The organism is Flagellimonas olearia (assembly GCF_004150225.1).
Taxonomy (GTDB): Bacteria; Bacteroidota; Bacteroidia; order Flavobacteriales; family Flavobacteriaceae; genus Flagellimonas; species Flagellimonas olearia.
In genome coordinates this window covers 390,127-416,247 of sequence record NZ_ML142908.1, presented here as the reverse complement: position 1 = coordinate 416,247, position 26,121 = coordinate 390,127, and the positions used below count along the sequence as shown (strand labels likewise).

The window sequence follows — 26,121 nt, the reverse complement described above, 5'->3', positions numbered from 1 at the left end:
TTGATGAAGAATGATGAGCTAATTCAGTCCCAGATCAACAAGCTTGAGGAAAAGTATAAAAACTCGGGGCAGGACCTGAGCTCTTATTTGGATGGACTTCTCTATCAACGATATCTTACGTATTGGGATTACATTCACTTGGATACCTTATTGAGCATCCAGGTGCCACGGACCCATTTCCCCGATGAAGAGATCTTCATCATGTACCACCAAATTACCGAGCTCTATTTTAAGCTCATCCTCCACGAACAAAAGCAGATTACGGAAGATAAGTCCCAAGACCTTAAGTTCTTTATTGAAAAGGTCAACCGGATGAACAATTATTTTAAGGCCTTGATTTCATCTTTCAGTATCATGATCAAGGGGATGGAGCGGGAACAGTTCCTTCGGTATCGTATGGCATTGCTTCCTGCCAGTGGATTCCAATCGGCACAATACAGGATGATAGAGATTTATGCCACCCCATTGGAATATTTGGTACACCATACCGAGAGGGATTCCTTTTCGTCCGAGGATGGCATAGAGGAACTCTTTGAGCATATCTATTGGAAAAAAGGGGCCACCGACAAGGCCACGGGAGAAAAAACCTTGACCTTGAAACAATTTGAGATACGGTATACCCCAAGACTGCTTAGGATTGCCAACCAAGTAAAGGATAGCACTATATACCAAAAATACCTTCAACTGCCGGAAGCATCAAGGAACAATGAAGCGTTGATCAAGGCGTTGAAAGACTTGGACGTCAATGCCAATGTAAACTGGCCCTTGATGCATATGGGCTCTGCATACCGGTATTTGGGGAAGGAAAACCAAGAAGTGGATGCCACGGGAGGCACCAATTGGAAGCAGTTTTTACCACCCAGTTTTCAAAAAATAATATTTTTCCCAACTTTGTATTCAGAAAATGAGTTGGATGCATGGGGAAAACAATGGGTGGATCATATTTTTAACCCTGCAAACAAAGAATACAAGGAAATATAAAATGCAAAAGTTTTTTGGGGCAATCTTGACACTGATGATAGTCTTGGTGTCATGCAAACAGGATAAAGTTTTGGTGGATGAGTTGGTAAGGGTTGAAACCATTGAAAAACCACCGGTAACACATTTTGGATTCAATCTTGAGGAATTCAATGTGGTTCATGATACGGTGAAGCGTGGGGACAGTTTTGGGGAACTCATGCTTCGGAACAAGGTGGACTACCCTAAGATTGCCGCAATTTCAGAAAATTTCAGGGACACTTTTGATGTTCGTAAAATCAAAGTGGGTAAACCCTACACTATCCTTAAATCAAAAGACACTTCGGAAGTAGCGGAGATTTTCATCTATCAGAATGACAAGATCAATTATACCGTGGTGGACCTCCGCGACAGTGTAACCGCCTATAAAAGTCGGAAAAAGGTAAAATTGATGGAGCGCGAGGTTGGAGGTGTGATCACCAATAACCTTTCTGAAACCTTGGACAACCTTGGAGTGGACTACAACGTCACCATAGACCTTTCTGAAATCTATGCATGGACCATAGACTTCTTTCGATTGGAGAAAGGGGATAAATTCAAGGTCATTTATGACGAACGGTACATCAACGACAGTATTTATGCCGGCCGTGGCCCCATAAAGGCCGCTTTGTTTGAGCACAAAGGAAGGACCATTTATGCATTTCCATACGTGACCGATTCCTTGAAGAATATTTTGGATTACTATGATCAAGAAGCGAATAACCTCAGAAGTACTTTCTTGAGGGCTCCCATCAAGTTTGGGTACCGCCTTTCGTCCCGTTATAACCTAAAGCGAAGGATTGCGTATTACGGATATAAAGTGAGGCCGCACAAGGGTACCGATTATGCAGCTCCTATTGGAACCCCTATCATTGCCACTGCAGATGGTACCGTGACCGAATCTACCCGAAGGGGAGGTAACGGGAAGTACGTGAAGGTCAAACACAATAGTGTTTATAGCACCCAGTACCTCCACATGAAGAACCAAAAAGTAAGGAAAGGGGATTTTGTTCGCCAGGGTGATGTAATTGGATGGGTCGGAATGACCGGAAACACCGGTGGCCCCCATGTATGTTATCGCTTTTGGAAAAACGGAAGACAGGTAGACCCCTTGCGTGAAAAATTACCCACCGCAGAGCCCATTGCAGATTCCTTGCGTACCGATTATATGGCGCACATAGGACCATTGAAAGAGCAGTTGGACTGTATAGAATTTGTGAACCCCAACCCAGAACCCGAAGAAACCCTAATCTCATACAACCCGTAATGGCACTGCCCAAAATCGACCCGACAACGACCAAATCCTGGAAAAAACTTTTAGCCCACTACCAAGAAAACAAGGACACGCATCTTAGAGAACTTTTTGCCCAAGATGGCAATCGAGGGAAGAAGTTTTCCTTGTTGTGGAACGATTTTTTGGTGGACTATTCCAAAAATAGGGTGACTGAGGAAACCCTATCGCTTTTGCAGGAATTGGCCGAGGAAGTTAAACTCAAAGAGGCCATGGATGCTTATTTTGGGGGAGAACTGATCAACCAGACCGAAGGTAGGGCCGTGTTACATACCGCCCTCAGGGCCAAGAAAGGAGATGAGGTCTTTGTGGATGGCGAAAACATTGTTGAGGAAGTCCAAGAGGTAAAGGAAAAGATCAAATTGTTTTCCGAATCCGTGATTTCTGGGGACAGAAAAGGATATACGGGCAAGGCATTCACCGATGTGGTCAATATTGGTATCGGTGGCTCGGATTTGGGACCGGTAATGGTCACCGAGGCCCTAAAATTCTACAAGAACCATCTAAAAACGCATTTTGTAAGCAATGTGGATGGGGACCATGTGTATGAAGTGCTAAAGGAACTGGATCCAGAGACCACACTTTTTGTCATTGTTTCCAAAACGTTCACCACACAGGAAACCTTGAGCAATGCCCTCACTATCAAAAAATGGTTTTTAAAGAAAGCTTCGGAAAAGGATATTGTGCAACATTTTGTGGCCGTATCCACCAACCTTGAAAAAATCAAGGAATTTGGTATTGCAGACGATAATGTATTCCCTATGTGGGACTGGGTAGGGGGAAGATTTTCCCTTTGGAGTGCCGTAGGACTGTCCATTGCCCTTTCGGTAGGATACCAAAACTTTGATGATCTTTTGTCCGGGGCCCATGAAATGGACATGCATTTTAAGGAAACCCCCTTTTCAGAAAATATACCTGTGGTCCTAGCCCTGTTAAGTGTCTGGTACAATAATTTCTTTGGTGCCGAGACCGAGGCAATCATCCCCTACACCCAATACCTAAGTCGTTTTTCGGCCTATCTGCAACAGGGGATTATGGAAAGCAACGGGAAGAGCATGGATAGGACCGGAAAAAGGGTAGATCACGAAACCGGGACCATTATCTGGGGAGAACCCGGGACCAACTCACAGCACGCCTTTTTTCAATTGATGCACCAGGGCACAAAACTTATCCCAACGGATTTTATTGGGTTTAAGAAATCGTTGCATGGCGATGTAGATCACCACAACAAGCTTATGGCCAATTTCTTTGCCCAAACCGAGGCATTGATGAACGGTAAAACGGCCGATGAGGTGAAAAATGAACTGCAGGCCCAAGGATTGTCCGATCAAGAACTAGGGCTTTTACTCCCGTTCAAGATCTTTGAGGGCAATAAACCTACCAACACCATTTTAATACAGAAGCTTACCCCTAAAAGCTTGGGGGCCCTAATTGCTCTTTACGAACATAAGATCTTTGTTCAGGGAATCATCTGGAACATATACAGTTACGATCAATGGGGTGTTGAATTGGGGAAACAATTGGCCAAAACCATCTTAAGTGATATCGAAAATTTGGAAATTGGCAAACATGACAGCTCAACACTAAATCTTCTACAGTTTTTTAAGGGATAAATTAGAGAGTTAACATTTATTAAAAATTCCTCTAACCATTTGCTTTTCAATAGATTTTGCTTGTTAATTTTGTGTTAACTATATTAGCTTCATTTAACCTTGACTTAATCGTGATGTTTTAAAAATACATCACTTTTGCAGGGCAAATTAAACACTAAAACACTGAAAAAATGAGAAAAATCTACTTCGCTTTTGTGGCGCTTTTTATGTCCGCAATGGCTTTTTCACAAGGAACTATTACTGGTACCGTGGTGGATGGCGAGCTTGGAGGCCCGCTTCCAGGAGCCAGCGTTATGGTAAAGGGAACCTCTATTGGGACTTCAACGGATTTTGATGGAAACTTTACTTTGGAAGTCAACCAAGCCTCTGGAACATTGGTGGTTTCCTACATTGGATTTGTTACTAAAAATGTTGCGTTCAGCGCTACCGGAAGTGTAGGTTCAATTTCCCTATTGCCAGATGCAGAGGAATTGGAAGGGGTTGTTGTTGTTGGTACAGGGATTATTGACCTTGCTGCTGACAGAAAGACTCCCATCGCGGTTTCTTCCATTCCAGTAAAAATTATTCAGGAAAAGATAGGAACCCAAGATGTCACCATGACTTTGGTGAACACTCCATCTGTATATGTGTCCGGTCAAGCTGGAGGTTTTGGAGACACCAATATGAGGGTGCGTGGTTTTGATCAAGATAACACGGCCTTCCTTTTGAACGGTCAGCCTATCAACGGAATGGAAGATGGATTGATGTATTGGTCCAACTGGTCCGGTCTTAACGATATTGCTTCCGGGGTTCAGATTCAAAGGGGTCTAGGTTCATCCAAATTGGCTATTTCCTCAGTTGGGGGTACTGTGAACTTTGTGACCAAAGCTACCGAAATGGACGCAGGCGGATTTGGGTACGCCACTGTGGCCAACAACAACTACATAAAAACTTCTGCGGGATACAATACAGGTGTCTCCGACAAGGGATGGGGATTGAGCGTTATGCTTTCCCACTGGCAAGGTGATGGGTATAATGAAGGAATGTTCGGAGAGGGACAGACCTACTTTATCTCTTTGGGTTACCGACCCAACACCAACCACAACTTCAACTTTTTGATTACTGGTGCTCCCCAGTTCCACGATCAGAACTTTACCAAGCCCATCGAGGATTACTTGCAATACGGTATGCGTTACAACAACAACTGGGGAACCTACGGTGGCCAGTACATCACCGAAAGAAGGAACTTTTATCACAAGCCAGTGGCCAACCTAAACTGGGACTGGACCATTGATGACACTTCAAGCTTATCTACAGTTTTGTATGCCTCTTGGGGTAATGGTGGTGGTACAGGTGATCGCGGTAGCCGTATCAGAACAGCTGAAGGCCGTATAGATTACGATGCCATTTATGCCTTTAACAACAGTGTTCCCAATGGTGCAGGAGGGTATTTTGCTGCTGGTGGCGGTTATGTTACCCGGGCATCCATGAACTTGCACAACTGGTATGGATTGATTTCCAACTTTGAAAAGCAACTTTCCGACAATCTTAGCTGGAATGTTGGTTTCGACTTAAGAACCTACTACGGAAAACACTTTAGGGTAGTTTCAGATTTCCATGGACTTAAGTCTTGGCAAGAAGATATCAGGCTACGTGATCAAAACAACAATCATGAAATCTATGGTACTTATGGGACCTATAAAAGAGTGATTGCAACCGAGTCTTTCAGACCTTCCGGATGGGCAGCAGCTTTTGATAGTTACCCAAATGACCAAAGAATTGCCTATAGCAATGATGAGCGAATCTCCTACGGAGGATTGTTCACCCAATTGGAGTATTCCACAGATCAGTTTTCCGCATTCTTCCAAGGATCGGTATCCAACCAATACCACCAAAGGTTTGACCCCTACCAATATGCAGATCAGGCATTGATCAACGGGACTTCTTCCCAAGGAACGGATGAGCCAATACCAGCGGGGATAACCGATGGGGTGGATTCCGAGAAGGTGAATAACTTTGGTTACAATGCCAAAGCAGGTTTCAGCTATAACCCAACTGTAGAGCATAGCTTCTACTTTAACACAGGCTACTACAACCGTCAACCGTACCACGATAACATTTATCTGAACTTTACCAACCAGGTAAACCCATTGACCGAAAATGAAAAGATTTTTGGTCTTGAGGCGGGATATAGCTACTCTAGTTCTATATTCTCCGGTAGTGTCAACTTGTACAGAACCTCTTGGAAGGATCGTGTGGAAACCACTTCTGATGTTGTTGATGATGTGGTTACCTATACCTCTAACTTTGGTACAGAGCAGTTACACACTGGGGTAGAGTTGGATGCTAAAGTAAGACCAACTAGAGGACTTACCTTCAATGGATTTGCTTCCATAGGGGATTGGCAGTATAAAGGTGAAGTGGTTACCCAAGTCACTGATGAGGATCGCAATGTAATCGGTACGGAGAATGAGGATGTTGATGGAGGAAAAGTAGGTGGTGCCGCGCAACTCTCTGGTGGATTAGGGGTTGCTTACAGGATTACGGATATGATTTCAGTGGATTCCGATTTCAGATATTACGATAATCTGTATGCTGATGTTGGTGCCATCAAGGAAAACTTGGAATTACCATCCTTTCACCTATTGGATGCTGGGGTTACCTTTAACTTCCCTGTGGGTATTGACAAAACCAAAAACCTAAAGATCAGGGCCAACGTGAACAATGTTTTGGACAAGGAATATATTTCTAGGTTGACCACCGCCAATTTTGTTGAGGCCGGTGACGTAACCTATGAGGGTATTGCCGTTTCCAACCAAGGATATTTTGGATTGGGAAGAACATGGAACGTTACCCTTCGCTATGATTTTTAATCAAAGCTGAAAAATAGATGGAAGACCCTGCCAATCGGCAGGGTTTTTTATTTCCAAAATCCGTATTTTTAGGCACCAAAACAAAAACTATGGACAACTCAGGACTCGCCTATCAATGGATTCAAGCATTACACTCTTACCTCGCCTATTTTGTATTGGCGATGCTCATTTTTGCAGTGGCCAACGCCCTAATGGGTTGGATGGGCAAAAAAGATTTTACCATGCACAAAGACCTTCGCATAAGTCTCTTTGCCTTGATTTTGAGCCATATTCAGTTGTTGGTGGGGCTTCTCCTGTATTTTATCTCGGGCAGTGGCTTTAAGGCCATCCAGACCTTGGGTATGGGTGGGTTGAACTCCGCAGCACGCCTTTTGGCCGTGGAGCACCCCTTTACCAATATTATAGCCATTGTATTGATCACCATTGGCTGGTCCCGTCATAAAAAGTTCATGGAAAGCGAAAAGAAGTTCAAGAGCATTGCCATTTTCTACGGTATTGGTCTTGTGCTCATCTTAAGCCGTATTCCCTGGGGGCAGTGGTTCGGATAATACTGTAAGGTGCCATTACCGCGCAGGCGGGAATCTCATTCTTTCTACTTAAATAAAATACTTTTTCTCAAATGGTCACGTAGTTCATCTCCGTGATGATAATGTGGTCCAGCACCTCAATTTCCATGAGGGCTGCGGCAAGTTTCATCTTTTCGGTGAATTCAAGGTCCGCTTCGCTGGGTTCCAATTTTCCGGAAGGGTGGTTGTGGCAAAGTATGATTTTTGTGCATTTTTTGGACACGGGCAAGCTTAGGACCTCCACGGGTTTTATAATATTTCGGTTGCTCGTGCCAATGGTCACCAGTTCAATATATTCAATATCGTTCCCAGTGCTCAGACCAATAGTCCAGAAGTACTCCTTTTTTCGGTGAAGTTTGTTCTGCCGCCACAATACTTTTTGCATGATACGGGCAATATCAGCGGTGCCTGAAATATGTTTTTCTTCGTCTTTTGGGAGTCTTACGGTCATAAGTTAAAGATAGAAAAGTTACTAGTATATTTTATGTAATGTTTGTATTTGCTACTGATGTGGCTGTTTTATCAAAAAAATATATGCCGGAAAATGGTCGCTGTACCCACCGGTATAGCTCCCACCGGAATAGGTCCGTAGGGGATAGCCTTTATATTTCCCCTTTTGGGTACGGATAAAGGCTGGGGCATAAATGCCCGCTTTCCAAAAGGACAATTTTGTTTTGTTCGTATCGATGAGGTTTGAGGTCATAAAGAATTGGTCAAAGAGGTTCCATTTGTCCCGATAGGCTAGGGAACCAATTCCTTTTCGATACAATTTTTCCATGGGATTGTACAGGTCAATACTATCCAGTTGTTGGGATTTCCCTTTGGTCTTTAGGATTTTTTTCAAGCTGTTGTCCGTGGGGTCATCATTGAGGTCGCCCATGGAAATGATCTTCGCTTCCCTGTTCAGCTTTTGTATGGAGTCGATAATGCGCTTGTTCAACAATGCGGCCCGTACCCGCTTGGGACCGCTTATGGCCTCCCCACCCCTTCGGGAGGGCCAATGGTTCACAATGAAATATACTTCTTCTTGGTCCAAAAGTCCCCCTACCACCAATTGGTCTCGGGTATAGACTCGCTCCCCCAATTCATCAAACAATAGGAGTCTATGGCTTTTAAAAGACGTTGGTAGGTAAGATTCTTTTTTAAAGAGGAGGGCCACGTCAATGCCCCGGGCATCAGGAGAATCAAAATGAATGATTCCGTAATCTTTATCTACAAGATTGGGATGATGGGCAAGGTCCACCACCACCTGTCTGTTCTCCACCTCGCAGAGGCCAATGACATCCGGAGAAGTCTTGGAGGTTTCTTTTCCTATTTTGGAAAGCACATTGGAAATGTGTTCAATCTTTATTTTGTAACGTTCCTGGGTCCAATGGTAACTGCCTTCGGGAGTACGGTCGTCATCAAAGATGAGCGAATCATTTTTGGTGTCAAAAAGATTCTCAACATTGTAGAACGCAATGGTTCTTAGGGTATAGGTGTTGGACTTTTGTCCATGGAGTGAGGTCGATATCAATACAAGTAGGCATATTAATGATCGCATGGGTATGATTTTTGTTGACTTGGGGTCTAGGTAAAAAACAAAGGCAATTTCACCATGGCTAAATGTAATGAACCTTTTCTAAATATTGGTTTGAAACAGGCGTAAATGGACCAAAACCTATTCTTTTATAGAGGCTTAGGTCAATTTTCCCATTGTCCAAGAATTAAAATTTCACTATTATTGTAAAGTATTGTACAAATAGCCTCTGCGAAATCGCATGGGCTATTTGTGTTTTTAGGCCATAGAAACAAACCTCCCTTTTGCCAGAAAGGAAAAGGTCTAAATAGTAATCCCAACCTCACTTGTATGGAATAACAGGCCCAATTGGGACATACAAGAGCTAAATCTATATTTAATTTAAATACTTAACCATGAAGTCATTTTCTTATGCATATATTATCGTTTTATTCCTTTCCTATGGATGTTCGAACAATTCGAGAAAGGATATTTCAAAATCCTCTTTTTACTGGGTACCCAAAGAGGTGGACAAGAACAATCTGCTGAACAAGGAATTTTTTAGTGAAATCCATGAAAACAATCTGGGAAAATATGTCTTTGCCAATGAGACTATCGAGAGAAGTTGGGAAGATGTGGATGAATTTGTTACTTCATATGATATGTCCAAGTTGGATGAGGAAGGTCTCTTTTGCCGTTTGTTCGTAAATCAGAATGCAGGGCCGGACAAAATCTATGAAAGTTTGCAAAATACCCCAAGTCCAAAAAAAAGTTGCATTTGCGAAATGATTATTACATAGATAGCATATATGCGGGATCGTATTATGATGATAAACCTACCGATGAGGAAATAACGTGGGAGTCCTCTAGATATCCCATTTTTCAGCCCGAGGTTATCCCAAAGGGAGACGATTTGGGAGCTGAGATGAGTTTAAACCAGGAAAAGGTGATAGAAAGTTTGTTAAAACATCAGAAGTATATAGATGGGAAAGGAGACAACGAAGTGTTGGTGGGTTTAAAATTCTATTTGGTTGACGGTGGTTCTCCTGGAAGGGAGGAAGAAAAAAAGGCCTATGAGTTGGCTTCGGGCCAGTTTTTATTGACCAATATTGATGAAGGTTTGGAATTGGTCAACAAGCATATCCCAAAATATGGTATTCCAGAACCTTTTATGAAGAACGAAAAATTGGAAAAAGAAGCTCTAAAGCTTATGCGAAACTATGCCCGAAACCAAGGCTGGAAAGAAAAATACCATAAAGCGATTATTACCAGCGATTATAACGTAAAACGGAGTTTTGCTGGGTTGATAACGGGCAGGACAATCATTTTTGCCTTGGTTGGGGAATGGCCCGATGGGAGGTGGACAAGCCAGTTCTTTAAAACGTACCAAACGTATAAGGGAAATGATAAATATGGTCCACTTAGATACGATGGGACGGGAAAGCAACGGGATGTCTGGGGAGGGGCGCTTGAATGATCGGGGAGTAAACCTTCTTATGTAAAGCCATGTGTTTCATATACATGGCTTTTTTTATGAATAATTTATACAGGCTCTTTGATTTTACATAGGAATTGGATAAAATTGTGTAATTGTCTTACAACCCTGAGCGAAGTATAGCCCCAATTTTGTTTAATTAACCTACCAATAGCTATGAGGACAACTTTGCTCTTGGCTGTAATTTGTTGTGTCAATCTCCAATACGGCCAACAAATAACAATCATTTCGGGAAGTGTTCAAGCAATGGGTCTTAATACCCCTGTTAAAAATGCTTCCATTGCCATTGAAACCCTTTCACAAACCTTTTTTACGGATTCAAACGGACACTTTAAAATCCATATTTTTGAAAATGGAGAATACGTTTTGGCGATTTCTTCCCCGGAATTTTTACCGAAACGCTTTGCCATCATTTGTGATGGGGAACCCATAGATTTGGGGACTATCTTTTTGGAGAAGGACATTTCCCAGGAAAAATCGGACAATCTTATCACACTTACCGATGGGGACCTTTTGGATGACGGGGAAACCGTATCGGGTGCTTTGGGGTTGCTGCAATCTACCAAGGATGTTTTTTTAAACCGCGCTGCCTTTGATTTTGGCCAGGCCTTTTTTAAGGTAAGGGGATACGATTCCCGAAACGGCATGGTGATGATCAATGGCATTCCCATGAACAAATTCTTTGACGGTAGACCTCAATGGAACAATTGGGGAGGGCTCAATGATGTGCAGCGCAATCAGGAGTATACCAACGGACTGGAGATGAATCCCTACACCTTTGGGAGAATTTTGGGGAATACCCAAATCAATGTGCGTCCTTCGGCTATGCGGCCCGGTATTCGTTTGTCCAGTTCAGTGTCCAACCGAACCTACCGAAGAAGGGTTATGGGGACCTACAGTTCGGGACTGTCCAAAAAAGGATGGGCCTATACCGTTTCATCTTCCCGCAGATGGGCCCATGAAGGATATGTGGAAGGCACCTTGTACGATGCCTATTCTTTTTTTGGTGCTTTGGAGTATCAACCCAACACCAAAAATAGTCTTGCACTTACTGCTATTTTGGCCCGTAACCGGAGAGGACGATCGGCAGCCTTGACCGAAGAGGTATTTGACCTCATGGGAAACCAGTACAATCCTTATTGGGGAATCCAAGATGGAGAAATGAGAAATTCCAGGGAGCGGGAAATCTTTGAGCCCATTGTTATGTTGAATTATGGGCTACAACTGGACAAATTCAACTGGAGTGTGGGCGTAGCCCATCAATTTGGGACCAACACCAGAAGTCGTTTGGGGTATTATAATGCACCAAACCCGGACCCTACCTACTATCGGTATCTGCCCAGTTATTTTATCAACAGTTCCATTGGTGCCGATTTTATAAATGCCGATTTGGCCCGTGAAGCCTTTTTGAAGAACCCGCAACTTTCATGGGAACAACTTTACGCCGCCAATTTGAATCCCAATGAAGGGGGGAAGACCGCTTATATGCTTTACAATGATGTTGCTGAGGATAACTACACAACAGTTGCAAGCAGTTTGGAGTATCGTCTCCATGAAAATGTAAGGTTAGGTTTTGGGGGTAATTTTAAGACGCTGTCTTCGGAGAACTTTGCCAAAATCTTGGATGTATTGGGAGCCGATTTTCACGAGGACGAGGATTCCTTTTCCAATACCTTGAATGATGCCCATGGAAAACTGCAAAAAACAACAGGAGAAAAATTCAATTACCATTACCTATTGAATGCCTCCCAATTTGAAGCCTTTGGCCAGTTATCCACCACCTTTGGAAAATGGAGCGGCTTTGCTTCCATATCACTGTCCAATTTTAGTGCGCAGCGGAACGGATTGTTCACCAATGAACGCTTTATGGAAAACTCGTTTGGAAAGAGCAAAAAAGTGGGTTTTTCCAACGTGGGATATAAAGGGGGCCTCACCTATTTTCTTACAGGGCGGCATTGGTTCACGGCAAACGCTGCAAAACTGGACCGGTCCCCTGTACTTCAGAATATTTTTATAAACCCACGGGAAAACAATGAGGTGGTCCCTGAAATCCAAAAAGAGACCATTGCCACGATAGATGTAAACTATTTCATGCGGTTACCCTCCCTGATTGGTCGCTTAAGTGCCTTTTACACCCGGGTTATGAATACTACGGACATCAATTTCTTTTTTGTCGATTCTGGCCTCGGTTCGGATTTTGTCCAAGAGGTCGTTACGGGGCTGGACAGGTTGCACAAAGGCTTGGAATTTGGATTGGAGTATGAGGCATCGTCCAGCGTAAAAGTATCTGCGGTTGGGAATTGGGGACATTATGTTTATGCCAGTGACCCTTCCGTACAGATCAATTTTGACACGGCAGGGACCGAAGAGGATCTTATTGCCCCAGAAGGGAACATAGACCTGGGGATTACTAAGGTAAAGGACTTAAAACTGGCCCAAGGACCGCAAAGAGCCTTTGCCTTGGGTGTGGAGTACCGCAATCCAAAATATTGGTGGTTTGGTGCCACGGCCAACTACCTTACCCATAACTATATCAATATTTCAACCATTGCGCGTACCTCCAGTTTTTTGCTGGACCCGGAAACTGGGGAACGTTTTCCCGATGCTACCGATGAAAATGTGGCCAAACTGTTGGATCAACAAAAACTGGAGGATATCTATTTGCTTAATCTCATTGGCGGAAAATCTTGGTTGGTTAACAAAAAATACATCAGTCTGTTCGCCAGTGTCAGTAATCTTTTTGATGGTGTTTTCAGAACAGGGGGATACGAACAAAGCCGAAATGGCAATTTCGGACAGATGCAGCAAGACAACCTCAGTGGTAGCCCATCCTTTGGGCCCAAATACTGGTACAGCTACGGCAGGACCTATTTCTTGAATCTCGCCATAAGCTTCTAAATCAAAAAGCATGAAAAATTCGAACAAAATAAATGGGTTGTTCCTATTGATATTGATGGTGGCCTGTGTCAAGAATGTCAATTTTAGTGAACCGCAAACCGCTTGCACTACAGAACTGAAAGCGAACATCAGCTTTGCTGATTTGGAGGAACTATTGGGCGATGGGGCTATACAAATTCACGAAGATTTGGTCTTGGAGGGCTATGTGATTTCCTCGGATAGGGCCGGGAACTTTTTTGGAGTGCTCTACATACAGGACAAGATGGCAAACCCGACCCAAGGACTTCAAATAGAGATGGATTTTAGGGAATCCCATCTGTTTTATAATGCGGGAAGCAAAATTTTGGTAAAGTTGAAAGGCCTGTATCTCGGTAAAAGTGGTGAGACCCTTAAATTGGGAGGCACTTTCACTTCCTTCGGAAATGTTTCGGTGGGGAGATTGCCAAGTTTGCAGGTCAGGGAACATATTTTTCTGTCCTGTGATGGAGGTACTGTACAACCCCTACAAGTTGCCCTTCCTGAGATTGAAAATACTCCCCTGAACACTTTGGTGGAATTCAAGGATGTAGAGTTTGTGGAAGAAGAATTGGGACTGTCCTTTGCAATTCCTGAAGAAGAAACCATACGCACGCTGACCGATTGTGCCGAAAATGAAATGGCATTGCTCAATAGCGGGTATGCCGATTTTCAGGCCGAAACCCTCCCTGAAGACAATGGCTCCATTACGGGGATTCTTGTAAAAGATGGAAAACAGTTGCAGTTGATTATCCGGGATTTGGAGGATATTGATTTTACCCAAGAACGCTGTCCGGAGATCATTACGGAATTTACCTCGACCCAAATTTTCATTTCAGAACTGGCAGACCCGGACAACAATGCTGGAGCACGTTTTGCGGAACTCTATAATTCTGCATCGGAACCTTTGGATTTAAATCTGTGGACCTTACGCCGATACACCAATGAGAATACGGAAATCAGTTCCAGCATTGACTTGTCAGGACTGGTCATTGATGCGGAAAGTACCTTGGTCATTTCGCCAAACGCCGCGGAGTTTGAATTGGTCTATGGTTTTGCTCCCGACCTAGCGGTTTCCACCAATAGTCCGGCAGATTCCAATGGGGACGATAATCTGGAGCTGGTGGATCCTTTTGGAACGGTCATAGATGTTTTTGGTGTGATTGGGGAAGATGGCTCGGGTACCAACCACGAGTTTGAGGACGGCCGGGCAGTGCGTAACCCAGATGTTTTGGAAGGCAACCCCAGTTACACCTTTGGTGAGTGGACCATTTTTAATGATACGGGAGATTCAGGTACCACCCAAATGCCCCAAAACGCCCCAGAGGACTTTACGCCTGGAATAAGGGATTGACCTACAACTGCACACAGAATTTTCCACAGATCAATTGAGAAGGGGTATCCACCAATCCAAATGGGTCACCCATCAATTTGGCGTCTACGTGCATGTCCCATTATAGTACCTTATCCAAGATAGAGCCGCATGCCCCAATACCATTTAAATCTTCTTATTATGGACCAAAGAAAAATGTATTGGGCTATTGTTAAAATGGCCATTTTGTTGCTTGTATTGACTTCCTGTGAAAAGGAAGTTGTACAGACCAATGATTCCCAACCCATTGCCAAGGAGCAACCGGACACACTTAGGATGATCAAGCTGGGCAAAAAACTGGAAAACCCCTATTCCGTCAAAAATATGAGGAAGGCTTGGCAAATCTTGAAGGAAAAATCCAAGGTTTCAAAAGAAGGGGAAATCGAGACGACACATTGGTATGTAAAGTTCAAACCTAAAACGGAAGAGGAGCTTTCTATACTTAAGGCAGATTCTACTTTGACACTCTATGATACCCCATTGGATTTTGAAATTGATGAATCTGGGGATTTTTATCATGACCCTGAAGTATCCATTGATCAACCTACTTATCAATACGCTTCTGTTCGTTTTGGCTATTCCCTTCCAAAAGATATTGAATATGAACTTTTGGAAGAACTTTTTATACCTGATGAAGAGGCTGATTTAGAAGGTGGAATGAAGACAAATTTTGCTTCTAAACAGGTAATCTATCAACTTGTTGATGAATCGCTGCGATTGACAGGTAATTTGGATGATGAGGAAATTGAGAACCCATTGGCTTCAAAAAGCAGGTGGAGGCCTTCGGGAACCATAAAGGTATATGATCATGTGGTAAATGATCATGTAGGAGTTTCCGGGGTAAAGGTTTGGGCGCGTAGATGGTTTACCACCTATAGAGGATTTACCAATAGAAAAGGAAAGTATACCTGTAATGGAAGGTTTAGAAGAAAAGCCAATTACAGTATCAAATGGGATAGATATGAGTTCAGTATACGGTCAGGGACTTATGGACAAGCTATGCTAATTGGACCAAAGAAGCGAGGTGATTGGAACGTAAATTTGGGAAGGTCATCAAGCAAGGTGGTAAATGATAGACAACAGTACTATGCTTTGATCCATCAAGGTGCCATGGATTATTATTATGGAAATAGATTTGGCCTAACTTCCCCGCCCCGCAACAGCTTTTTTAAAAGACAATTGAAAATTGCTACCCAACTAAAAAATGATAGATCATCTTATGTAAAGGCCCGAAGGATTTGGTTTGGAAACGATATTTCCTTGATGGAATGGGGCTCAAAATCGGATAAAGTTTATGGAACCATAGTCCATGAACTTGCCCATGCGGCGCATAGGGAAGTGGACAAAAATGCCTATAACGCTGTGGTCTGGGATGCTTGGTCAGGACCTTGTACTTCTTTCAACGGCTGCTCAAATCCTGGGCCAACGGGTAAGAACCGGCGCCGACTGTTAGAGACATGGGCCTCGACTGTAGAGGTTACCTTCGTGCTTCACAGATATAGAAGCTATTTTAAAAAACCAAACTATAATTATGATAGCGAAATAAACCTGCAATTTCAAAAAACCTTGGACAAGCCTTATTATACCTCCGCAGGTTACGATATGATCGATGATGTTAACCAAAGAAATATTTATGGATCTCATTACCCTATTGATAGGGTTCAAGGATATACCATAAAACAATTGGAAGGTGCATTGGTTGGAGCCAAGTCATGGAACCAATGGCGGGACAATATCAAGAACAGATACAACAATACGACCGAAAAATACTTGGATGAACTTTTTAACAATTGGAAGGATTAAATCTAAAAAGATGAAAAATATAAGCTTACTATTGGCCTTTTTACTTTATGCATGTGGCGAAAATTTTGGCGAGGTGGATGTCTATCACTATTCCATGGAAAACAAAAGTGGCAGATCTATGGTGATCAAAAGCTACAGATCTGATTTTCCAGAAGTAACACCCGAAATCACTAGTCTGGCTATCGATGAGAAACTGGAAAAAGTATTCAAGGACGGATTGCCACCTAGTGGGTATGATTTCAAGGTTTTTCTGGCCGGGAGTCGGTTTTATGACTCACTGATAATCATTTACGCGAATGAGAGAATGACCATCTTCAAAGCGGAATGCAACCAAAACCAAAGGAACCCTATTGATTATTGTATTCATTCGGATGATTTCGATGAGGATTTTGTATTCACCGAAGAGGATTACAACATTGCCACGGAGTGTGGTGGCCCATGTGACTAACGTATGCTTGGTACAGCCCCTTAAGGGGCTGTTTTCACAAACTATTATGATAATACCATGAAAAATATACTCTATTGCACTATGGGCCTATGGTGTTCCCTATGCCTTAATGCCCAAGACTTTTCTCCCAAGCAACAACAACGGTTGGATCATTTGGGTTTAAACCATACCTACCTTATGGAACAAAGTGAGGCCAATGAACGGCAGCTGCGGAAAATCTTGGGCCAAGACCGTAAACGAAAGAACAATCTGGTCATGGGAGGTTCTTTTGCAGGATTGGGCCTTTTAACCATTGCTGGGGGCAGTTTGATTGCAAACGGAGGCCCATGTGGAGAGGATGAGTTTTGCGAGAATATAGGTGGTGCATTTATTGGGGTTTTAATGATTGCAACGGGCATACTTGAGATGGGGATATCCATACCTCTGGTCACCAACTCATTTCTCAAGAAAAGAAAACGGAATAAAATGATCAAAAACCTAAAGGCGCAATACCCAAACCAACCAGAGTTGACGCCCTTTGATTCCAATTAAACAAATGGTTGTCAGGTAATTGGTTTTTAAGATTGTCCCAAAAAATTGTAAATTGAACAACAACCTTAAAAACTATAACTATGAGAACACTGGTACTGACCTTGTTATTAGTATTTGCCCTTGGAGTACACTGTGAGGCACAGCGTATATCCAAAAATGCCCTTGGGGTGCGGATTGGCGATGATGATGGCTTTGATTCCTTTGGGGCGGAAATCAGTTATCAACGGGCCCTTTTTGAAAACAATAGGCTTGAGTTGGACCTTGGAATCCGAGGTGAAAAAGATGTGTACGACGCGTTCAAGGTGGTCGGTCTTTTTCAATGGGTGATGCCTTTGGATGAATCCTTTCACTGGTACGTTGGTGCAGGAGGAGGCTTGGGCAATGTGGACTATGATGGTGGAGGTTCTGCCTCGTTTGGCCTGTTGGCAGGGAACCTGGGCCTGGAATATGATTTTAAGATTCCTCTAATTCTATCGTTGGACGTAAGACCGGAAATTGGTTTTGGCGAAGAGGATGCCTATGGGGATGGCTTCGATTTTGATCTGGGACTGGGGGTTCGATATCAGTTTTAAGACGTAAAATAAAAACGCCCCTTTAAAGGGGCGTTGCTTTTTAAAAGGGCTTATAACCAAACTTCTGTCCCCCAACCGAGGCATCGGCCATAAGACCTGCTTTGGGAAGTGCAAATACGGCCACACCATCTTTATATTTGGCATTAAAGGCGATTCCCGATTTCAAGGCCACTGCCGAGGTTTCGGCGGCAAACTGGAACTTACCTTCCTTAAAACGGGCCAAATCCGTTTCGGTCTCAAAAAAGATGACTTCGATGATGGCTTGTCCACCGGCCTGTAGGCCAATGTTCAATTTTTTAAGATCGGCCATGCCCACGGCATCGCCATTTTCATAGACCACCCCGTTACCGGATGCCCCACCAATAATAAAGCCGCCCTTTCCCACATTGGGAAAGATCACATATCCAGCAGAATGGTTGAAGAAACCATTAAGACCGGAATCTGTGTCCACGAGGGTTTGTTTGGCCTTTTGGGCATCGGCCATGATTTTTTCATCCTTTTTATTTTGCGCGAACACACTGGTGCCAACAATCAGAAAGGCAACCAGTGCAATTGATTTTAAAGTTTTCATAGGTACATTTTATAGTGTTTCCCCAAAGTTAAAAAACAAACCCCCTCCATTTTGGAAAGGGTTTGCCAATTAATGTTAAGGAAAACCTATAATAAAATGCTATTCTGGAAAGTCAACATGCTGCATGACCTCTTCCATTTGCAGCACATGGCGTTCGGTGTGTCCGGCAGCAAAGACCAAGAACTGTACGCCATCAACAACACCAAATGGCAGGTCTTTATTAAAGGAGTTTCTTAGGTCGTCATCCGTGGTCTTCACATATTCGATCAATTCACTTCGCTTGTCCAAAAAGGCTTGTAGCGCATTCTCAAGGGAGTCAAATTGGCCACTGGGTTCAAACGGCTGGGACGTCTTTACTTTGTTGCTTCGGTCCGTTACAACGGTCATGATTTGTTCATCCTTGAAGACCAAGGAATCTTTTAAGGCGGGATTGGAATCTGCCGCTACCATTTTATGGGCCATCCCTCCAAAAACACTTTCCACCACGGCCAGATGCTCCACACATTCGGCAATGGACCAACTATTTTCGCTGGGTTTAAAGTTGAGCTGTTTCTTGGTGAGTCCATCCAAAACTTTGGTCATGTGGTCACGGGTTTCGGTGAGATGCTTAAGCATGAACTCACGATCTTGTTCGGTAAGTTTTTCGGAATCCGCAGCAAAACTGAAAAGGATCAATGCCGCAAAGGGTAGAATCAACTTTTTCATCATCTATAGGGTTTAAATTATAGTTATAATGTTCTTAAGGCATGTGGCTATGGAGCCCGTAAGAAGCCATAGTATAAAGATAAGGGATGGTAACGCCCCTAAAAGGGGGTGGATATGCCAAATCAAGGGGTTGTTTCCGTAAAAACAGACGGCAAGATAAGAATGGCTATAAATAGATAATGTTTATGTTTTAATAGTATTTTAATATTAATTATCTATACTGTTGAAGGGCATTTTCGTAAATTTATGAAGGATAAAAATAACGTAAACAACATACTATCATGAGTAAAGAAATGGCAAACGGGGCAGATGCAAGTCAGTGCCCTTTTTTGAGTGAAGTGGCCGGTGGGGGTACACAAAATGAAGATTGGTGGCCCAACCGACTTAAGTTGGAACTTTTGAGCCAACATTCGGAAAAATCAAATCCGCTAGGAGAAGATTTCAACTACGCCGAAGAATTCAAAAAACTGGATTATTCAGCATTGAAGAAGGATCTCTTGGATGTTATGACGGATTCACAGGATTGGTGGCCTGCGGATTTTGGTAGTTATGCCGGACTGTTCATCCGTATGGCATGGCACAGTGCAGGAACGTATCGTGTTAAAGATGGCCGTGGAGGCGGTGGCCGTGGTCAGCAACGTTTTGCACCTTTAAATTCTTGGCCTGACAACGTAAGTTTGGATAAGGCCCGTCGCTTGTTATGGCCCATCAAACAAAAATACGGTCAGAAAATATCTTGGGCAGACCTTATGATTTTGGCCGGAAACGTTGCCTTGGAGTCAGCAGGGTTCAAAACCTTTGGCTTTGCTGGGGGCCGTGAAGACGTGTGGGAACCGGACCAAGATGTATATTGGGGTAACGAAACTGAATGGTTGGCCACGAGTGACACGCCAAACAGCCGTTACTCACATAATAAGGAAGAGCGTGAAATCGAAAATCCATTGGCTGCAGTGCAAATGGGATTGATTTACGTAAACCCTGAAGGCCCGGACGGTAATCCCGATCCTGTGGCGGCTGCACATGACATTCGCGAAACTTTTGAGCGTATGGCCATGGACGATGAAGAAACCGTGGCATTGATTGCGGGAGGACACACCATCGGAAAAACCCACGGTAATGGAGTTGGCGAAAAAGTAATGATGGACGCTGATCCGGAAGCAGCAGATTTGGCATTGCAGGGCTTTGGATGGGAAAATAAAAATGGTACAGGAAAAGGTTCAGATGCCTTTACTTCTGGATTGGAAGTGATTTGGACATCAACCCCGGTACAATGGAGCAACGATTTTTTTAAGTTCTTGTTTGAATATGAGTGGGAATTGACCAAGTCTCCAGCGGGAGCACACCAATGGGTGGCTTCAAATGCTGAGGCCATTATCCCAGATCCTTTTGGCGGACCCAACAGAAAACCAACCATGTTGACTACGGACCTTTCATTGCGTTTTGATCCTGCCTACGAGAAAATTTCACGTAAATTCTATGAGGACCCAGCAGCTTTTGCTGATGCCTATGCTCGTGCTTGGTTTAAGTTGACACACCGTGATATGGGTCCTGTTTCCCGTTATTTGGGACCAGAAGTGCCAAAAGAAGAATTGATCTGGCAAGATCCCATTCCGGCAGTGGATTATACGTTGGTGGATGCTTCGGACGTAAAAGCCTTGAAAGCAAAAGTATTGGATTCCGGTGTTTCCGTTTCAGATTTGGTGTATACCGCTTGGTCATCTGCCGCTACTTTCCGAGGTGGGGATAAGCGTGGTGGTGCCAACGGCGCCCGAATCAATCTGGAGCCCATGAAAAGTTGGGAAGTGAACAAAGGAACCGATAAGACCATAACTGTTCTTGAAGGGATTAAAGATGAGTTCAATAGCAATGCCGGTGGAGGTAAGAAAATCTCCTTGGCCGATATGATTGTTTTGGCGGGTAGTGCCGCTGTTGAAAAAGCAGCCAGTGATGCAGGGGTTCCAACTGAAGTTCCATTTGCCCCTGGACGTAATGACGCGACTCAAGAGCAAACTGAGGTTGATTCTGTCGATTATTTGAACACGCCTTATGATGGATTCAGGAATTATGTGGTGAAAGGCGTAAAAGTTCCCGCAGAGCATTTATTGGTGGATAAGGCACAATTATTAACGCTTACTACCCCAGAAATGACTGCTCTTGTAGGTGGTTTACGGGTACTAGGTGCCAACTTTGATGGTTCAAGGCATGGGGTGTTCACCGATAAGATCGGGGTGTTGAGCAACGACTTCTTTGTGAACTTACTCGATATGTCCACCGAATGGAAGGCTGCCAATGAGGAGAAATCACTTTATGAAGGAGTTGATCGCAAAACAGGCGATTTTAAATGGTCTGGTACACGGGTTGATCTGGTATTTGGTTCCAACTCTATCTTGCGTGCCCTTTCAGAAGTATATGCAGAGTCTGGGTCAGAAGCAAAATTTGTAAAGGATTTTGTGGCAGCATGGACCAAGGTTATGAACCTAGATCGTTTTGATCTGGTGTAACAAAATTGGAAGAAAAAGAAAATTAATTGCCAAAGCTGCCATGACCCTCACGGTTGTGGCAGTTTTTTTATAAATTTCATTCACGTATGGATCAAGTGGAATCTTTTTTCAATCACATCAGAATTGGTGATGCCAAAGCAGTCGCAAAGCTTCTTGCCTCCAACCCCAAATTGTTGGAAGTAAAGGACCAAAGAGGCTCTACCCCATTATTGCTCGCCACCTATTATGGCCATGGTGAGCTGTCCCAATTTCTTTTGGAAAAGGGCGCTCAGGTAGATGCCAAGGACGGTTCAGGAAATACAGCTTTGATGGGGGTATGTTTTAAAGGATATGTGGATATTGCCAAGCAGTTGATTGAGGCTGGGGCCAATGTCAATCAGAAAAATGCCATGGGTGCCACCTGCCTCATTTATGCCGTTACCTTTAACAGGCCGGAGATTGCGGGGTTGCTTATGGAACATGGTGCGGACATTTCTGTGAAGGATGCCAAGGGAAATACCGCGTTAGACCTTGCCAAGGAGCAGGGAAATCAACCATTGGTGACCCTATTGCAAGAAAACACATAGATGTTATATGGATTCCAAAGAGCAGCTCAATCTCGTTAAACGCATCAAGGCCATTTCAGAAACGGGATTGGTGTATGCCCAGGACCCCTATGATCGTGAACGGTACGAAGAACTAAAAGACATCAGCCTGCAATTGATGGCACAGTTGGGCAATGTGCCCATGGAAGTCCTGAAGGATTTTTTTCTGCCCCAAGACGACTACCCTACCCCTAAAGTGGATGTACGTGCTTTTGTGCTGAATGAAAAGGATGAAATCTTGATGGCACGGGAGAGTATTGATGGCAAATGGACCATTCCCGGAGGTTGGGCAGATATTGGCAGTACACCCTCGGAAACCGCAGTAAAAGAAGTTAAGGAGGAAACCGGGATTGAGGTCGATGCGATGCGCTTATTGGCCGTTTATGATAAACAAGCGCATCCGCACCCACCGGCTCCCATATATGTGTACAAACTGATTTTTCTCTGTCAGATGAAAGGAGGTGAACTCCAAGCAGGGTTTGATATGCTGGATGCTGGCTTTTTTCCTTTGGATCAACTTCCCGAACTTTCTGAGGAACGGATTTTGGAAGAGCAGATAATAGCATTGTTTAAAAACTCAAAGTCCACGGAATCCAAAGTGTATTTCGATTAAAAAACAAACCAATGTCGCAACAGCTTACAATTGCTTTGATTCAATCCCAACTGCATTGGGAAGCTCCACAACAGAACCGAACTATGTTCGAGGAGAAAATTGATTCCATTTCCAATGATGTGGATGTCATTGTGCTGCCTGAGATGTTCACTTCTGGATTTACCATGAATCCCGGCAATTTGGATGCATCAGAGGGCATCAAAACAGTGGAGTGGATGCAAAATCAGGCCAAAAAGAAGAATGCAGCTATTGTGGGCAGTATGGTATTTCAGGAAGACAGCAAGTTTTTCAATCGGTTGTGGTTTGTTCAGCCAGATGGAGGTCTTTCAACCTATGACAAAAAACACACCTTTACCTTAGCGGGAGAAGATAAGGTCTATACCGCAGGCAATATAAGGGCGCTCATTGATTTTCGGGGATTCAAGATATGTCCATTGATCTGTTATGACCTTCGATTTCCGGTATGGGCCCGCAATGTTGAAAATTATGATGTCCTGATTTATGTGGCCAATTGGCCCAAACCCCGGATTGGGGCTTGGGATACACTACTGAAAGCAAGGGCCATAGAAAATATGGCTTACACTATAGGGGTGAACAGGATTGGACAGGACAACTTGGGACATGAATACTCGGGGCATTCTGCAGTTTATGATGCACTGGGAAATCCTATTGCGTATTCAGAAAAAGAAGAGATTATTTATGCCACCTTGGATAAAGGGCATATAGAATCCAACAGGGAGAAACTTAAATTTTTAGAGGATAGGGACGACTTTACTCTGAAATAATGAAATTCTGCTCCAATTCCCAGTTGGCCCGTACTTCAATGACATCGGGATAATAACTGATCCGTTCGGGTTGCCTTTTTTTGAGATAACTCCCTGTGTCCCATTTCCCGTTGCCATTGTCATCAAAAATGACCCGTACCACATAATTTCCGGGGTCAAGGTTGCTAAACTCAAAAATCTTTGATTCGGGAGCAATGATTTCACGTTGAATCTCTCCCTGCTCATTGGTCAATTGCAATACAAGTGGATATTGGACGGCCCCGCCCAGGGTCATTCTTAGGTTACCATAATCGGCATAACCGCTCGTTGAAATAGCGTAATCCAGGGTGTCGTTCTGCATACCGAAGAAATCCGAAATGGCCCCCGGGAGTAGTGATAATCGGTATTTCTGGTTAGGCTCTATCTCAAAATCAAACTCAACCTTGTTTTCCAACGTATCCAAAACATGACTAAAGGGAGCCAACAGGGAATCACTCACCACCAAGCCAATTTTTGTGGTGTCCACATTGGCAATTGGGGTATTGGCAAGTATGCTAAAAGTATCCTCAAAATTGAATTTACCACGAATGCCAGAGGTCAGGGTCAAGGAATCCAAGGGCAGTTTTCTGGTCTTTACGGTAAACGTGTCAATACGTTCCAATTTTTCATTGGTAACCGTGAAAATGATGGAGTCCAAATCCGTAGGCGTGATCCAATAATTCAAGGTGTCTTTTTCGCGGTCTTTCAATATTTTGGTTTGCACTGAATCAGGCAATTGGGTCAAGGTTTCTATTTGCATGTCCTCATGGTCGCCTTGATACCCAAAAATGATGCGGTTCTTGGCCGTATAGCTGGGAACGGAAACACTATAATCCGGTTCTTCCAAAAACAGGTTCAGCAAATAGGTGGAATCCGTTGGAATGGTGATGGTGTCCTCAAGAAATCCAATTTTGTCCTGCTTTTGGTTGAACATATTGTTTTTGTTCACATCCTTTAGGGCAAAGAGAGCATATTTCCCGGCCCTCAAATTTTTAAGCTCAAACAGGGGAAGGCTGTCTCCCGTACTGGCAATATAATTGGGTGGATTTTTATAAATGGTGGAATCGGTATAAGCAGTATCAATTTCATACAGCATTACACTGATGAACTGATCGGCCTTTTTGTTGAAAGCATCCTTTACCGCTCCAGATAAAGTCAAAGAGTCTATATACGTCCCTGTGGAGAAAACATAGGTAAGAAAGCTGTTGGGGTTGCCCTCATTGTTATCAACTATACTCTGCCCGAAATTGAGGGTATAGGTGGTATTTTCACGCAGGGTATCCTTGATAAGGATCTCGATATATTTTCTGGGGCCGCCTTGTGGCGTTATTTCCGGGGGATACTTCAAGGGAGGGGAAACCACCAGTTGGTTTTGAACGTCCTGAAGTTTTATGAGCTCATCAAAGTAGAGTCGGATTTTTTGGGCCTCAAAATTGATACTGAAGTTATCCGGTTCCGTACGTACAAGCTTTGGTGGGGTAACATCCTCAGGTCCACCGGAAGGAGAACCTCTTCTGGCGCATTGCCATAAGGCAAGGCCCATCAGGGCGAAAAAAAGAAAACCCAACAATTTTTTTACGTACGCCATGCCAAAATCCATGTGGGGCAAAGAAACAACTAATTTAAAAATTGAAGGTACGCATTAATAAAATTTAACCCTAGGGAACCACAGCCATGCTCAGGACTGAGATATCCTTGGGCTTGAGCAGCAGAAGGGCTTTGGCGCAAGATTCTATGGTGGCTCCGGTGGTGATGACATCGTCCACCAGCAGCACATGCCCAAAATGCACTTTTGCCATAGGATTTACCTGAAAAGCTTCTTTTGAATTTTCCCAGCGTAGCAATCTATCCTTTTTTGTCTGGGTTTTGGTGTTTAAGGTCTTTAGGAGTAAGTCGTCCCTGTATTCTGCGCCAATGGCCTCGGCAATTTTTTGTGCAAAAAGGGCTACTTGGTTATACCCTCTCTTTTTCAATTTTTTTGGATGCAACGGTACCGGGATGACAACATCAATTTTTCCGAGACCCATTTCTTTTTTCAAATGGGCACCATACCAATCCCCAAAAAAGCCGCCAATTTGTTCTTGATTTTTGTATTTTAACGAATGCAGCAAATTTTTTACAATCCCATTTTTGGTGAAAAAAACAAAGGAAGCTGCTTTTTTTATGGCAATTCGTCCATAAAATATACGATCTACGGTGTTTTCATCCAAGAAGTTATGATCGGTGAGTGGCATCTCATGTCGACAAACGGCACACAAAATGCTTTCTCCTCTGAATAATTGGGCATTACATCCAAAACATACCTGTGGCAATAGGATGTTGTTAATCTCGTTTATTATCTTAGCCAACCTTTTTGGTATCAAATCTTATACGCGTTAGAGTAGTCTGTCAACC

The 26,121-nt window shown here is 43.5% G+C and carries 23 protein-coding genes; 17 read left to right on the top strand and 6 right to left on the bottom strand.

The features are described 5' to 3' along the window. The first annotated feature begins 3 nt into the window (after positions 1-3). The 5 genes from DN53_RS07110 to DN53_RS07090 all read left to right on the top strand — a co-directional run bounded on the left by DN53_RS07110 (position 4) and on the right by DN53_RS07090 (position 7,300). Entirely contained in the window at positions 4-981 is a 978-nt protein-coding gene (locus DN53_RS07110) for a tryptophan 2,3-dioxygenase family protein (protein WP_129653698.1), read from the top strand. Between the two features lies 1 nt (position 982). After that, positions 983-2,263: a peptidoglycan DD-metalloendopeptidase family protein gene (locus DN53_RS07105; protein WP_129653697.1), complete on the top strand. Its 1,281-nt coding sequence runs from the start codon at positions 983-985 to the stop codon at positions 2,261-2,263. Further along, positions 2,263-3,900: a glucose-6-phosphate isomerase gene (gene pgi / locus DN53_RS07100; RefSeq protein WP_129653696.1), complete on the top strand. Its 1,638-nt coding sequence runs from the start codon at positions 2,263-2,265 to the stop codon at positions 3,898-3,900. Before DN53_RS07105 ends, pgi begins: the two co-directional genes overlap by 1 nt. A 170-nt stretch (positions 3,901-4,070) precedes the next feature. After that, positions 4,071-6,752, top strand: coding sequence for a TonB-dependent receptor (locus DN53_RS07095; RefSeq protein ID WP_129653695.1), 2,682 nt, complete (start codon positions 4,071-4,073; stop codon positions 6,750-6,752). 89 nt (positions 6,753-6,841) lie between these two features. Continuing rightward, positions 6,842-7,300 (top strand): hypothetical protein, encoded by a 459-nt coding sequence (locus DN53_RS07090; protein ID WP_129653694.1) that lies wholly within the window; start codon positions 6,842-6,844, stop codon positions 7,298-7,300. A 67-nt stretch (positions 7,301-7,367) separates the two neighbouring features. Here the strand turns inward: DN53_RS07090 and DN53_RS07085 are convergent, their stop codons facing one another. Further along, complete coding sequence (locus DN53_RS07085) at positions 7,368-7,769, bottom strand: JAB domain-containing protein (protein ID WP_129653693.1); 402 nt, start codon at positions 7,767-7,769, stop codon at positions 7,368-7,370. A gap of 51 nt (positions 7,770-7,820) precedes the next feature. Next, positions 7,821-8,861, bottom strand: a complete 1,041-nt coding sequence (locus tag DN53_RS07080) for an endonuclease/exonuclease/phosphatase family protein (RefSeq protein WP_129653692.1) — start codon at positions 8,859-8,861, stop codon at positions 7,821-7,823. A gap of 371 nt (positions 8,862-9,232) precedes the next feature. Here DN53_RS07080 and DN53_RS07075 point away from each other — a divergent pair, with 371 nt between their 5' ends. The 8 genes from DN53_RS07075 (at position 9,233) to DN53_RS07040 (ending at position 17,950) form a co-directional block, all read left to right on the top strand. Beyond that, on the top strand, positions 9,233-9,616 hold the full coding sequence (locus DN53_RS07075) for a hypothetical protein (protein ID WP_129653691.1): 384 nt from the start codon (positions 9,233-9,235) through the stop codon (positions 9,614-9,616). Then, positions 9,595-10,293 carry a hypothetical protein gene (locus DN53_RS07070; protein WP_129653690.1) on the top strand — a complete coding sequence of 233 codons (699 nt, stop codon included), beginning with the start codon at positions 9,595-9,597 and terminating at the stop codon, positions 10,291-10,293. The genes DN53_RS07075 and DN53_RS07070 overlap by 22 nt, the downstream gene beginning before the upstream one ends. Before the next feature lie 264 nt (positions 10,294-10,557). Next, positions 10,558-13,209 (top strand): TonB-dependent receptor, encoded by a 2,652-nt coding sequence (locus tag DN53_RS07065; protein ID WP_242502088.1) that lies wholly within the window; start codon positions 10,558-10,560, stop codon positions 13,207-13,209. A gap of 10 nt (positions 13,210-13,219) precedes the next feature. Further along, entirely contained in the window at positions 13,220-14,578 is a 1,359-nt protein-coding gene (locus DN53_RS07060) for a DUF5689 domain-containing protein (RefSeq protein ID WP_129653688.1), read from the top strand. Between the two features lie 159 nt (positions 14,579-14,737). Then, positions 14,738-16,399 carry a hypothetical protein gene (locus DN53_RS07055; RefSeq protein WP_129653687.1) on the top strand — a complete coding sequence of 554 codons (1,662 nt, stop codon included), beginning with the start codon at positions 14,738-14,740 and terminating at the stop codon, positions 16,397-16,399. A gap of 10 nt (positions 16,400-16,409) precedes the next feature. Then, complete coding sequence (locus DN53_RS07050; RefSeq protein ID WP_129653686.1) at positions 16,410-16,847, top strand: hypothetical protein; 438 nt, start codon at positions 16,410-16,412, stop codon at positions 16,845-16,847. 57 nt (positions 16,848-16,904) lie between these two features. Beyond that, on the top strand, positions 16,905-17,378 hold the full coding sequence (locus tag DN53_RS07045; RefSeq protein ID WP_129653685.1) for a hypothetical protein: 474 nt from the start codon (positions 16,905-16,907) through the stop codon (positions 17,376-17,378). A gap of 80 nt (positions 17,379-17,458) precedes the next feature. Continuing rightward, positions 17,459-17,950: a hypothetical protein gene (locus DN53_RS07040; protein ID WP_129653684.1), complete on the top strand. Its 492-nt coding sequence runs from the start codon at positions 17,459-17,461 to the stop codon at positions 17,948-17,950. 40 nt (positions 17,951-17,990) lie between these two features. Here DN53_RS07040 and DN53_RS07035 read toward each other — a convergent pair whose 3' ends face one another. Together DN53_RS07035 and DN53_RS07030 are read right to left on the bottom strand one after the other, a co-directional pair. Then, on the bottom strand, positions 17,991-18,521 hold the full coding sequence (locus DN53_RS07035) for a lipid-binding SYLF domain-containing protein (protein ID WP_129653683.1): 531 nt from the start codon (positions 18,519-18,521) through the stop codon (positions 17,991-17,993). Positions 18,522-18,620: 99 nt separating this feature from the next. Continuing rightward, positions 18,621-19,229 (bottom strand): DinB family protein, encoded by a 609-nt coding sequence (locus tag DN53_RS07030; protein WP_129653682.1) that lies wholly within the window; start codon positions 19,227-19,229, stop codon positions 18,621-18,623. A 278-nt stretch (positions 19,230-19,507) separates the two neighbouring features. On the opposite strand from DN53_RS07030, the gene katG reads away from it, so the two are divergent. The 4 genes from katG to DN53_RS07010 all read left to right on the top strand — a co-directional run bounded on the left by katG (position 19,508) and on the right by DN53_RS07010 (position 23,709). Next, a complete protein-coding gene (katG, locus tag DN53_RS07025) occupies positions 19,508-21,727 on the top strand; it encodes a catalase/peroxidase HPI (RefSeq protein WP_417935914.1) in 2,220 nt (739 codons plus the stop codon). 86 nt (positions 21,728-21,813) lie between these two features. Next, positions 21,814-22,293, top strand: a complete 480-nt coding sequence (locus DN53_RS07020) for an ankyrin repeat domain-containing protein (RefSeq protein WP_129653681.1) — start codon at positions 21,814-21,816, stop codon at positions 22,291-22,293. Between the two features lie 7 nt (positions 22,294-22,300). Beyond that, the gene (locus tag DN53_RS07015) at positions 22,301-22,924 is read left to right on the top strand and encodes an NUDIX hydrolase (protein ID WP_129653680.1); all 624 of its coding nucleotides are present in this window, start codon (positions 22,301-22,303) and stop codon (positions 22,922-22,924) included. 11 nt (positions 22,925-22,935) lie between these two features. Beyond that, positions 22,936-23,709: an amidohydrolase gene (locus DN53_RS07010; protein WP_129653679.1), complete on the top strand. Its 774-nt coding sequence runs from the start codon at positions 22,936-22,938 to the stop codon at positions 23,707-23,709. Here the strand turns inward: DN53_RS07010 and DN53_RS07005 are convergent. Further along, a complete protein-coding gene (locus DN53_RS07005) occupies positions 23,696-25,315 on the bottom strand; it encodes an Ig-like domain-containing protein (protein WP_129653678.1) in 1,620 nt (539 codons plus the stop codon). The genes DN53_RS07010 and DN53_RS07005 overlap by 14 nt on opposite strands. A gap of 70 nt (positions 25,316-25,385) precedes the next feature. Next, positions 25,386-25,961: a ComF family protein gene (locus DN53_RS07000; RefSeq protein ID WP_242502087.1), complete on the bottom strand. Its 576-nt coding sequence runs from the start codon at positions 25,959-25,961 to the stop codon at positions 25,386-25,388. Positions 25,962-26,121: the final 160 nt, after the last annotated feature.